An 11,711-nucleotide genomic window follows, 5' to 3' on the forward strand; every position below is an offset into this window, starting at 1 on the left:
TTACAAGCTGGTCATAATCACACAAACCGGGGCCGGAACCTTCACCGAATGACCTGTGTAGGTTAGTTTACCACTCTTCTGATCACGCTTAAAAATGGTGATGTTATCTGTATCCTGATGCGCCACAAATATAAAATCGCCTTTAGGGTCAATCAGGAAATTGCGGGGTGTTTTACCTTCGGTTGGCTGATCGCCCACTTTGGTCAATTTGCCGTCGTTACCAATCGCGAAAATTGCCAGCGTATTAGCACCCCGGTTCGATTGATATAAAAACTTACCCGATGGATCAATATGAATGTCGGCGCTCGTATTCTGGCCGCTAAAATCAGCAGGCAACGTATTAATATTGTCAGAGATCAGAGTCAATGCACCCGTTTTTGCATCACGCGAAAAAACAGCCACTGACGATGTTATCTCTTCGACTAGGTAAGCATATTTCCCGTTGGGGTGGAACGTAAAGTGGCGCGGTCCCGAACCCGGTTTCACACTGACATAGGGCGTTGATGCGGGTTTTACCGTACTCGCTTTAACATCAATGTCGAAGATATTAAGCTTATCCGTCGTAAGGTCTGCTACGTAGACAAACCGATTATCTGGCGCTAATGTCGCCGAGTGAACATGGGCTCTTTCCTGACGTTTCTCATTGGGCCCGGTGCCCGCGTCCTGAACACTGTCGGCGGCTGCACTTAACGTACCATCGGTATTAATCGGTAATACGGCCAGACTACCTCCTCCATAGTTAGAGACAAAAGCTGTCTTTCCGGTCTGATCGACGCTAATATGACAGGGACCACCGCCGAGCGACGACTGGCCATTCAGAAATTGAAGTTTGCCGGTTGCTTTGTCAACCGCATAGGCACTGACACCGCCCAGCTTATCCGCTCCTTCATTAACGGAATACAGATACTTTTTAGAAGGGTGAATGGCCAGGAACGAGGGGCTTTTTGCGTTCGAGACGGATTGTATTGGGTGCATGGTGCCGGCTTTACGGTCAAATTCAAACACGTAAATTCCTTCACTTCCCCGAATGGAATACGTACCAACATACATGATTTCTTTGGCCGATTGTGCCTGAGCCGTCAAGCTTAATCCAATCAAAATACCACTAAGTAGCTTATTCATAAAAACAATAATGAGACTATTCAATAAGCATACAAGTAGTGCAAACTACCGTCATTAGCCATATTGGCGGGTGGGTAAATTGCATTTTCGAAAAAAATAGCAAAATAATAAGGAAATAATGTAAGCAGAATTGTTTTACATGAAGAATGCTTTTATTAAGGTTAAACAGAATCACGTACTTTTGCAAAACGATTCGCGAATAACCAATATCGTTCGAACCTAACTTATCATTACCCGTTATTTCTCTTTCATTTGTATGAAACGAATTTTGATTGTTTTTGCCGCTGTTGCAATGCTTGCTTCCTGTAATAGTAAGAAGCGATTGGCCGAAATTAAATCTCTTCAGGAAGCCCGTGATAAAGCTGTGGCATCTCTCACTGATTGTGATCAACGTACCGCTGATTTGCGCACGCAATTATCAGCCAAAGACACGGATCTGCAGGGTAAAGACAAACAAGTCTCTGATCTGCAAGCGCAAGTCGATTACCTTAAAAAGACAAACACCAACCTTCTTGACCGGATGTCGGATCTGTCTATTGTAAGTAAAGCGGGTGCTGAAAGCATCAAGAAATCGCTTGAAACGTTGAATGAGCAGACCAAATACACCAACAACCTTAACTCATCGATTCAGCGGAAAGATTCTCTGAATCTGGCGCTGGTCATGAGCCTGAAGCGCTCTTTGGATGATATCAATGATCAGGATGTGCAGGTTGAAGTGAAGAAAGGGGTTGTGTATGTATCACTCTCTGACAAACTTCTTTTCAAATCAGGAAGTTATGAAGTTTTGCCAGCCGCCGAAACCGTTCTGGGCAAAGTGGCTAAGGTTGTAAACGATCACAAAGAACTTGATATTCTGGTTGAAGGTCACACCGATGCTGTCCCTATCGCTACGTCTTCTATCAAAGACAACTGGGATTTGAGTGCCCTGCGTGCTACGTCGGTCGTGCGGACGCTGCAAAGCAAATTTGCTGTAGCGCCAGAGCGGATGACAGCAGGTGGCCGGTCAGAGTTTAGCCCGAAGGATGATAACATGACGCCTACCGGTCGTCAGCAAAATCGCCGGACAGAAATTATTATCACACCGAAACTGGATCAGTTCTTCAATCTGATGTCGAGTGGTCAGGCTGGTGGTAGTAAATAATTTATAAAGTCTCAACTCAATTGAGCGTACTAAAAAAGCCTTGGTCCTGTGTCTGGACCAAGGCTTTTTATGTGTTGACGTAATCTGAATGAAATTTTCGGAACTTTATAAAACTATCAGAAAGCTTTTATCAATTATCTATTCAGTACGTTTCGGTTCGTCTGGTAAAACAGATTCGGGCGTAACGGGCTGACTATCTTCGGTAGAAGTATCTTCGCTTTCATGAGTACGTGGCTCACTTCCCTGAGTTTCGTCAACGAATTCGGCTGTTGGCAATACGGATGCTTCGGTGGCATCTGGTCCAGAAATGGGTAGAAGGCTATCTTCAGCCGACTGCTCACCAAAGAACCGACGCTGAAAGAACAGAATTAGGCAGACACCGATGAAAATGCAGGAGTCAGCTATGTTAAAAATAGGCGTCGAGTAGTATTGGCCTCCCCAGACGGGTACCCATTCAGGAATAAATCCTTCCCAAACGTCCACAAAAATCATATCGATCACCTGCCCGTGGAACCAGGGTGTAGGCGATCCATAGGGAGCGTTGTTTAGAAATACGCCGTAGAACGTACTATCGATAACGTTTCCGACAGCTCCAGCCAGAATCATAGACATGGCCCAGAGTAAACCATCTGGGGCTCCTCTATGCGCCAGATGAACCAGATAATAACCAATTCCGACCATGGCAAAAAGCCGGAAGATGCTCAGTAGCAATTTGCCGTATTCATGACCCAGTTGCATGCCAAAAGCCATTCCTGGATTCAATACGTAGTGTAGTTTGAACCAGTCGCCAACGAGTTTAACCTGACCCGCAAAGCCGGGAGCCATGTAAAAATGTACGGCCAGCTTCACGCCCTGATCAAGGGCAATCAACAGCAGCGTTAGAAGGAAAAACTTGAAGGGATTTTTCTGAATCATAATAAGAAGTATGGCACAGCGTGGCTCCGCTTTGGCGGTTCGGCAATTTCCCGATTATCTGTACCAATCAATTAAAAAAGACACAGCCTTCCGGTAACCGGAAGGCTGTGTTACAGGGTCTACATTCGGCAATTTTTTCGACGCTTCAACTCATCACTTACTAAGTTGAACTCTCTGCTGCTTTGCCCGGCAATGGACTTGTTCTCATCGGCCCGGCGAAATAAATAGGGCATTACACAGTCAACAGGGCCGTAAGGAACGTACTTAGCTACATTATAGCCCGCATTGGCCAGGTTGTAGGAGATGTTATCGCTCATACCCAGCAACTGCGCAAAATAAATATGCGAATCATTAGGTTCGATTCCCAGCCGTTTCATCTGTTGAATGCAGTATTGGCAACTGTATTCATTATGCGTTCCTAAACAGATGGAGATCGTATCACGGTGTTCCAGACAAAAGTCGATAGCTTCATTAAACGCCCGGTCAGTATCTTCTTTAGTAGCCTGAATCGGGTCCTGATATTCCTCTTCGTGGGCCCGGAGCCGCTCTTTTTCGAGATAAGCGCCCCGAACCAGTTTTACGCCAAGAAAATATCCTTTAGCCTGGGCTTCGGCTGTGTCGCGCCGTAGATGATCAAGGCTTTCCCAGCGGTACATCTGGTACGTATTATAGACGACAGGTCGCTCGTGGTTAAAACGATTCATCATCTCATACGCTAACGTATCAATTGTATCCTGAATCCAGCTTTCCTCGGCATCAATGAAGACTCGGACGTTGCGGGTATAGGCCCGACGACAGATTGTCTCCACCCGTTTCATGACCCGATCGAATTCGGACTTCTGGTCTTTATTGAGTGAGTCGCCAATCTGGATGGCTTCGAGTAACTCTGTTGACGCAATCCCCGTCACTTTAAACACAGAGAATGGAATGTCGGGAGATTCGCTGGCGCGCTCGATTGTGCGCAGAATTTCGAGAGTTGTCTCATCGAAACTTTTTTCGGTTTCCTCACCTTCTACAGAATAATCCAGGATAGTTCCCACATGGGCGTTGTGAAGATGCTGGATGGTTTTCTCGCAACCCTGGATGCTTTCTCCTCCGCAGAACTGTTCAAAAATAGTGTTCTTAATGAGGAATTTGATGGGAAGATGAAGACGTAGGGCAATCTTTATAAAAAAAGTCCCTAAATTTACCAGCCATCCTTGGTTCATCAACGAAAATAGCCAGTAAGTCTTTCGTAACTTGAAGTCTGACTGGGACGAAAAAGCAATCGAAGTGTCCTCAAAAGAAACGGGTTTTACGTCGGTAATTCCCTGAACAGCCTCCGACATTAGATTACTTCGGTTCGACATAATAATGCTCCGTTTGGGCGGTGCTATTAGCATAGCTTACAGTGCGTGTCGGTTAAGACGACCGAAATATATAACGAAATTTCGATCAATCGATTAAACTCCCGGCGCGGCTTGTTTTGACAAACTAAAAACGCTCTTAGACAAATTAAGGAACCGGCTTGAGATACAGCCGATTCCTTATGCAAATATACCAAAAATTAGATTAGAAAGTTCCCCATAGAGTAGTCGTATTGCTCGCTTATTACGCGTTTGTTATGAAGGTAGAATTAGCCGTAGAGCCGCTGGGATCGTGGATTGAGACCAACGGTAAACCCCTGATCATCGCTGGTCCATGCAGTGCCGAGACCGAAGATCAGTTAGTTGAAACCGCTCGTCAGCTAAAAGCGCTGGGAGCCGTTCATGTTATTCGTGCCGGTGTTTGGAAGCCACGCACCCGGCCAGGTAGTTTTGAAGGCATGGGCGAAGCTGCTCTGCCCTGGATTCAGCGCGCCAAAGCCGAAACGGGTCTGCCGTTCGCGGTTGAGGTGGCCACTCCGGAACATATTGAGCTGGCGCTGAAATATGGTGTTGATATTCTTTGGATCGGTGCCCGCACGACCGTTAACCCGTTTAACGTACAGGAAATTGCTGATGCGCTAAGAGGGGTTGATGTCCCTGTATTGGTTAAGAATCCGGTTAACCCGGATCTGGCTCTCTGGGTAGGCGCATTTGAGCGTCTTGCTGGCGCTGGTATTAGTAAATTGGGAGCTATTCACCGCGGATTTGCTACGGGTGAGGCCAGTAAATACCGAAACATACCCATGTGGCAGATGGCTATTGAGTTGAAGTCGATCTTCCCTCAGTTGCCCCTCATTGGTGATCCAAGTCACATGGCAGGTAAGCGTGCTTACCTGAATGAACTGGCTCAAATGGCCATGGACCTAAACTACGACGGTCTGATTGTTGAATCGCACATTGATCCCGATAAAGCGTGGAGTGATGCAGCTCAACAATTAACGCCAACAGCTTTCGGTGAAATGCTGGATCATCTGCAAATTCGGCAGGTTGAGTCACAAAATCTGGAATTCCAGAGTTTTACGGAGCAATCACGACGTAGCATTGATAACGTAGACCGGCAGATCGTAGAAATGCTGGCAGCTCGTATGGCCCTGGTTGAGCGGCTAGCCGAATACAAACGTGATAACAATGTAACGCTGTTCCAGCCGGAACGCTGGAAGGAGATTTTGAAAACTCGTACGGAATTAGGCCAAAAACTTGGTCTATACCCTGAGTTAGTGGAAGAGATCTATAAGATCATCCATATGGAGTCGATTCGGAAGCAAACGGAAATTATTCACAGCGCGGTACAAGGTGCATAGAGGATAATCTGAGTACTATCAGAATCACTACGTAGCGAGCCCCAATCTTCACTGAGGATTGGGGCTCGCTCATTTTAATTTCAGCGTTAGGACTGCATTATTGTAACCCGCGAAGCAACCAAGTCCTCCCTCGATATTACTTGGAATCAAGACAGGTTCGGCAAAAGGGTTGTTGCGCGAACGCCTTTGCCGAATGACAGCTTCCTGGTAATGGTAATACGCCTGATCGACACTCATCAAATTAATGAGTACGCTGGCCGTCTTGTACTGGCTATAAAAATTTGCCTGCTGACCGCTGGGGGTTAGATAGGCGCGGCCAGAGAACATAATACTCCCGTCAACACCAGCATCGGTGAACAAACCCCGGGTGTCATCATCGAATGATAGATTGTCATTGGTTGACAGCTGACAGCTCTTGCAACTGGTCAGGATATATCGAAAAATGCCAGCAGCCTGATAATAATTGACCTGACCGCCAGGGTCTTGCCAGTTGGCACGGATGAAATAGCGACGATTCAATGAATCAAGAACTATGTCTTTTGGCTGAACCGGAGCTGGTATCGTGCAAGTACTGATAGCTCGCTGCCCGCTGGCTGTTACAACGGTAAGCGTATAGGTATGGCCAGCTATGATAGGCAACAAACGAGCATCAACACTATAGTAAGGATGATTTCTGGCCGTGTCGCTTTTGGAAACATTGTTGTAAGGTAATCTAACAGACTTGCTACCCTCGGAGAGCGTAACTGTGGCATCTGTTATAGTATTACCGGTTTGCAACAGACTTATACTATCCCCCACTACCGTGGCAGAACGCGTCACCTTGACAGCCAACGTAGTATCCTGAGGAGAAAGAAAACTGCTGACTACCAATTTGGCTGATTCTACGCCTAATTGGCTGGGGTCAACTTCATTCCGCAGGCTGCCGCAACTCAGGAAAAAAGACGCAAGAAGAAAAGGGAAAACAACGTTTGAAAATTTCATGAGTCGGCTAGAATTTGAAATTATAACTGACTGCTGGAACAATCGGAAAAACAGAGTACCGAAACAAAGCCGTATGCGCTGGTACTTTTGAGGTGGCCGTCACGGATTCTAACTGGTAGAAGAAGGGATTCCGGCGATTGTAGAGGTTATAAAAGCTGACTTCCCAGGTTCGTTCGTGGTGTTTTTTCTGCTTATGAAACTGAATGCCGAAGTCGAACCGGTGGTAGGCTTCGGCGCGGAAACTGTTTTTCTGGGTTCCGTAATCATCCGAGGTACGGACATTCTGAAAAAAATTCTGCACAATGCCGGGTGTACCGCCATAGACCAGCGCATTGCTCGCCCGATACGTATCATAACGCCCGATCGGGATCGTCAGCGCATTGCCCGTGCCATACACCCACGTAGCAGATAACGTTATCCGCTTGTTCAGTTCATAAATACCAACCAACGAAATGTCGTGACGCCGGTCGTAGCGCGGATAATACGGTTGTCCACCGTTGAGTTCGGCAAATTGCCACTGTGTCCAGGAGAGGGTGTAACCCGCCCAGCCCGAAAACCGCCCGACTTTCTTCTGAAGTAAAAATTCGGCTCCATACGACCAGCCCCGACCAGCCGTTACGTTGTCTTCCCAGCGTAAGCTATTGGCCGCCGTTGGGTCATTGATAAGCAAAAAGCTGGCTCCTTCCTTGTAGTTAATAATGTTAGACATCGTCTTATAATACCCTTCCACAGTTAGCGTCAGCCCTTTGGCGAACGCGCCACCGGTCGTAAAATCTTTGGCAATGCCAACCGCCACCTGCTGCGATTGCTGTGGTTTGACGCGATCGGTAGATGGTACCCAAAGGTCGGTGGGGAGGCCAATGCCCGTATTGGAAAGCAGGTGAACGTACTGATTCATCATGGCGTAGGATGCCTTGATCGACAAATCAGGTTTGAGCGTAAAAGCACCTGAAATTCGAGGTTCCGGCCGAACGTAGCCAGCATCTTTCTGCTGGAAATAACTGACTCTAAGTCCGCCATTTATGCGCCATCGGCTCGATGGTCGCCACGTATCTTCCGCATAAATACCCGATTCGATTACGTCAATATTGCTAATGTTGTCAATAGACTGGTTAATACTGGCATTTTGCAAAACCACCGCACTCGGCGTAAACCGGTGATACGTACTCTGGATACCCGACCGTACCGAGTGAGTTGGTGTAGGATAATAATCCAGATCGTACTTCAGCGAAAAATCCCGAATACCGGAATTGTACCGTAGCGAGTACGTCAGATTATCGACTGATCCTTTCTCATCGGCTGAAATCTGGAACTTATAGTCGCTAAAAATGAGCGACGTATTCGAAAAGAGTTTCTGGTTAAAGAGGTGATTCCAGCGTAGCGTGCCGGTCGCGTTCCCCCATCTTAGACCCGTGTCCGTATTTTGGACATTATCATGGGCATAGAACCGATCGCGGCCAAAATAAGCACTTAGGTATATTTTGTCTTTGGGACTGAAATCGTAGTTTGCCTTTGCGTTGAGGTCGTAGAAGTAATAACCTGCCTGCGTTTGGCCCTGTGTCTGCGCGTCGATGATAGGAGCCGCTATGATATCCAGATACGTCCGCCGACCCGATACCAGAAAAGATCCCTTCTTGTTTTTCGTCAGGGGACCTTCGAGCGTCAGTCGGGAAGCGATCAGACCAATGCCACCTTCGCCATGTAGTTTTTCGCGGTTCCCATCTTTCATGTTCAGATCGATAACTGATGAAAGCCGTCCGCCATACCGAGCCGGAAACCCGCCTTTTATCAATTCGACGCTCTTAATCGCATCGCCGTTAAAGACCGAAAAAAAACCGAAGAGGTGACTGGCATTATAAACGACGGCATCGTCCAGAACAATGAGGTTCTGGTCTGGTCCGCCCCCGCGAACGTAAATACCCGTTTGTCCTTCCGATCCTTTCTGAACGCCCGGCATTAATTGGAGCACTTTTAATACGTCCTTTTCCCCAAGGAACGCCGGTATTTTCTTTATTTGAGCGATGGGGACGTCAATCGAACTCATCTGGGCGCTTTCGCTAACTTTTTCGACCATCGTCCCCGCTTTCACCTGCACTTCCGACAGTGACCGGCCGGGTGTGAGTGCTACGTTCTGTGTTTGATTCCTTCGGAAGGAAACGGTACGTTCAACCGTTTCATAGCCCACAAATGAGTAGGCTAACCGCAGACTATCCTGTGCAGGAAGCGTTAAAGAATAAAAGCCGTATGTATTGGTAGTGGTGCCGGTTGTTGTACCTGGCAGGTAAACATTTACCCCAATCAGCGCTTCCTGACTACCGGTTTCCCGAACATAACCACTAACTGTGAAGCGAACCGCCGACGTCTGAGCTTGTAAACTATGGCAAAGTAATAAAAAGAACAGGCTGAATAAACCTACGTGCATACCGGGAAATATCAAGATAGATAAGAAGACTTATGGCGTCCAAGTGGTTGTTCGGAAGTACTAAGTATGTCTTCACGCTTACTAACATGTCTAATAACGAAATCATATAACTATCCGTACAGTAGCACTTGAATACGCTATTTTTTGTTCTGTTAGTAAAACAAAACGTCTGACAATAAGGTACTAAAGACAAAACAACCTGCGTTGCCGACGCCACATAGACTATGCTTCAATTCGATAAACTTTCTCTTAACATACCCGATACCACCAAGCCCCGCGTCGTTATTATCGGGGGTGGGTTTGGTGGAATGAATCTAGCCAAGAGCCTTCGCAATACTGATGTGCAGATCGTGCTATTCGATAAACAGAATTATAACGGTTTCTGGCCATTATTATATCAGGTAGCTACAGCCGGATTGGAGCCAGATGCTATTGCTGAGCCGTTCCGGAAGATGTTTGATGACTTTACCGATTTCCATTATCGGATGGTGCGGGTCAATAAGATAGACCCCGCAACGAAAACAGTTACGACCATGATTGGTGATCTGCACTATGATTATTTAGTGATCGCCAGCGGCTCAAAATCTAATTATTTTGGCAATGCGCAAATTCAGAAATACGCTTTCCCGCTTAAAACTATTCCCGAAGCACTTAATGTGCGAAGTCAGTTTTTGCAATGTTTTGAGCAGGCCAGTGTAACAACCGATCCTGCTGAACGACAAAGCCTGTTGACATTCGTCATTGCAGGGGCGGGGCCAACGGGTGTCGAAATGGCAGGTTCATTAGCTGAAATGCGCAAGCACGTGCTACCCAATGATTATCCGGGACTGGATTTTAGCCAGATGAGCATTTACATCGTCGAAGGGTTAGGCAAAGTCTTACCACCTATGTCGGATGAAGCGGGGCAAAAAGCGCAACGGTATCTGGAAGATTTGGGGGTAATTATTAAACTTAATACGTTAGTTGAATCCTACGATGGCGAAACCGTAACCTTTAAAGGGGGCGAACAGATTAAAACGCAAACGCTGGTTTGGGGTGCGGGCGTAACGGGTGCACTGATTGATGGCATACCCCCTGAATCTACCGAGAGAGGCCGAATTCTGGTTGATCCAATTAACCGAGTGCAGGGGCTTACTGATGTATTTGCGATTGGTGATATCGCTTTTATGAAGCTACCTGATTATCCAAAAGGACATCCAGGTGTGGCACAACCGGCTATTCAGCAGGGCGTTCACTTAGCGAAGAACATCCGTAGAATGATGAAAAATGAGCCAACCACGCCATTTGAGTATTTCGATAAAGGCTCGCTGGCTATTGTTGGCCGCAGCCGGGCCGTTGCTGATTTACCCGGCAATATTCACCTTGGCGGATTTATTGCCTGGATGGCCTGGCTTTTCGTACATATCTGGTATCTGGTTGGGTTTCGAAGCAAGCTGGTGGTGTTCAGCAACTGGATGTACAGATTGTTTACTTACCAGCGGGGGACACGTATCATCATCAGGCCATTCATACGGAAAGACGATAAAGTAGGGCAGGAGATGGTCACGCAAAATGAGCAGGCATAAAATTTATTTCCCCTTGGTCGATGTTATAATTTCCGTCGGCCAAGAGGAAAATTAAATCCGAAAAGATATTTGTATTGCAACGAATAGAAGTGCTGCGTGGATAGCCCTTGGTGGTCGGCTCCGAGTCGGGTATTTGTGTAATCAACCCAGGCACCCTGAAGGTCGGTTTGCAGGAAAAAGTAAGTGAAAATGTCGAGCTTCAGACCTGCACTTAAGCCCGCTACTACGCCGTGATAGTGAAAATACCCTTCGTCATTGTTTCCCAGAATGGTCGAGATGGTGTACGAAATCAGTGGTCCAGCGCCCACTTTTCCAATCCCGCTTAATTGAAGATACTTTGAATTCCATATTTTTTGTCGCTTCACTAAATTGAGCATCAGGTAGTTGTTGCCATTGGTGTGCTGCAAATGGACAAAATCAGGAGTTACTAAGGTGTCTTTATCAATCTGATGCCCTCTGATTTGCCCCTGCACGTGAATAACCTGATCATCAGTGACAATATATTTGAGGTGATCCCAACTCAACTCAATGCCCAGATCATGTTTGTCGTTGAAAAAATAGCCTAGGTTTAAGTCGTATTGAGGAACGGTCAGATTATTAAGTTTATAAAAATCGTGCAGGTCTGGCCGATCGTGTGCTTTCGCATTGATAAACGTGAAGTCGTAATTATCAGTCGTTGTATTGCGAAACCGAATGGTGCTACGTGTATACCACTCCCGGTTATATCCCCAGGTAAAATAAAGGCTGCCGCGCATTTTGCCCACTTTCAGGGTGTTCATGGGCAACGATTGTTGAGCAAAAAGGGGTTGCAAAAGACAGCATAATACAAACGTTAACAGTAAACGTATTTGCTTCATA

At 46.7% G+C, this 11,711-nt stretch carries 9 protein-coding genes; 3 read left to right on the forward strand and 6 right to left on the reverse strand.

The window, feature by feature from the left end; translation table 11 throughout:
• Entirely contained in the window at positions 1–1,122 is a 1,122-nt protein-coding gene (locus ACYVEA_RS16115) for a lactonase family protein (protein ID WP_461114468.1), read from the reverse strand.
• Between the two features lie 256 nt (positions 1,123–1,378).
• Between ACYVEA_RS16115 and ACYVEA_RS16120 the strand changes: the two genes are divergently transcribed.
• On the forward strand, positions 1,379–2,263 hold the full coding sequence (locus ACYVEA_RS16120; protein WP_093827798.1) for an OmpA/MotB family protein: 885 nt from the start codon (positions 1,379–1,381) through the stop codon (positions 2,261–2,263).
• 138 nt (positions 2,264–2,401) lie between these two features.
• On the opposite strand, the gene ACYVEA_RS16125 is transcribed toward ACYVEA_RS16120, so the two are convergent.
• Together ACYVEA_RS16125 and ACYVEA_RS16130 are read right to left on the reverse strand one after the other, a co-directional pair.
• A complete protein-coding gene (locus ACYVEA_RS16125; protein WP_461114469.1) occupies positions 2,402–3,178 on the reverse strand; it encodes a lipoprotein signal peptidase in 777 nt (258 codons plus the stop codon).
• Between the two features lie 119 nt (positions 3,179–3,297).
• Positions 3,298–4,506, reverse strand: a complete 1,209-nt coding sequence (locus ACYVEA_RS16130; RefSeq protein ID WP_461114599.1) for a proline dehydrogenase family protein — start codon at positions 4,504–4,506, stop codon at positions 3,298–3,300.
• A 275-nt stretch (positions 4,507–4,781) separates the two neighbouring features.
• Between ACYVEA_RS16130 and ACYVEA_RS16135 the strand changes: the two genes are divergently transcribed.
• Entirely contained in the window at positions 4,782–5,885 is a 1,104-nt protein-coding gene (locus tag ACYVEA_RS16135) for a chorismate mutase (RefSeq protein ID WP_461114470.1), read from the forward strand.
• A gap of 69 nt (positions 5,886–5,954) precedes the next feature.
• On the opposite strand, the gene ACYVEA_RS16140 is transcribed toward ACYVEA_RS16135, so the two are convergent.
• Complete coding sequence (locus ACYVEA_RS16140) at positions 5,955–6,866, reverse strand: DUF4249 domain-containing protein (protein ID WP_461114471.1); 912 nt, start codon at positions 6,864–6,866, stop codon at positions 5,955–5,957.
• A gap of 7 nt (positions 6,867–6,873) precedes the next feature.
• Positions 6,874–9,288: a TonB-dependent receptor gene (locus ACYVEA_RS16145; protein WP_461114472.1), complete on the reverse strand. Its 2,415-nt coding sequence runs from the start codon at positions 9,286–9,288 to the stop codon at positions 6,874–6,876.
• Positions 9,289–9,512: 224 nt separating this feature from the next.
• On the opposite strand from ACYVEA_RS16145, the gene ACYVEA_RS16150 reads away from it, so the two are divergent.
• The gene (locus ACYVEA_RS16150; RefSeq protein ID WP_461114473.1) at positions 9,513–10,853 is read left to right on the forward strand and encodes an NAD(P)/FAD-dependent oxidoreductase; all 1,341 of its coding nucleotides are present in this window, start codon (positions 9,513–9,515) and stop codon (positions 10,851–10,853) included.
• 23 nt (positions 10,854–10,876) lie between these two features.
• Here ACYVEA_RS16150 and ACYVEA_RS16155 read toward each other — a convergent pair whose 3' ends face one another.
• Positions 10,877–11,632, reverse strand: a complete 756-nt coding sequence (locus tag ACYVEA_RS16155) for a hypothetical protein (RefSeq protein ID WP_461114474.1) — start codon at positions 11,630–11,632, stop codon at positions 10,877–10,879.
• Between the last annotated feature and the right edge of the window lie 79 nt (positions 11,633–11,711).

The organism is Spirosoma jeollabukense, assembly GCF_054777855.1.

What these genes read in the sequence shown, in the direction of transcription:
- ACYVEA_RS16120 (WP_093827798.1), top strand. Translation starts at nt 1,379, where the DNA reads ATGAAACGAATTTTGATTGTTTTTGCCGCTGTTGCAATGCTTGCTTCC.
- ACYVEA_RS16125 (WP_461114469.1), bottom strand. Translation starts at nt 3,178, where the DNA reads ATGATTCAGAAAAATCCCTTCAAGTTTTTCCTTCTAACGCTGCTGTTG.
- ACYVEA_RS16115 (WP_461114468.1), bottom strand. Translation starts at nt 1,122, where the DNA reads ATGAATAAGCTACTTAGTGGTATTTTGATTGGATTAAGCTTGACGGCT.
- ACYVEA_RS16140 (WP_461114471.1), bottom strand. Translation starts at nt 6,866, where the DNA reads ATGAAATTTTCAAACGTTGTTTTCCCTTTTCTTCTTGCGTCTTTTTTC.
- ACYVEA_RS16130 (WP_461114599.1), bottom strand. Translation starts at nt 4,506, where the DNA reads ATGTCGGAGGCTGTTCAGGGAATTACCGACGTAAAACCCGTTTCTTTT.
- ACYVEA_RS16145 (WP_461114472.1), bottom strand. Translation starts at nt 9,288, where the DNA reads ATGCACGTAGGTTTATTCAGCCTGTTCTTTTTATTACTTTGCCATAGT.
- ACYVEA_RS16135 (WP_461114470.1), top strand. Translation starts at nt 4,782, where the DNA reads ATGAAGGTAGAATTAGCCGTAGAGCCGCTGGGATCGTGGATTGAGACC.
- ACYVEA_RS16150 (WP_461114473.1), top strand. Translation starts at nt 9,513, where the DNA reads ATGCTTCAATTCGATAAACTTTCTCTTAACATACCCGATACCACCAAG.
- ACYVEA_RS16155 (WP_461114474.1), bottom strand. Translation starts at nt 11,632, where the DNA reads ATGAACACCCTGAAAGTGGGCAAAATGCGCGGCAGCCTTTATTTTACC.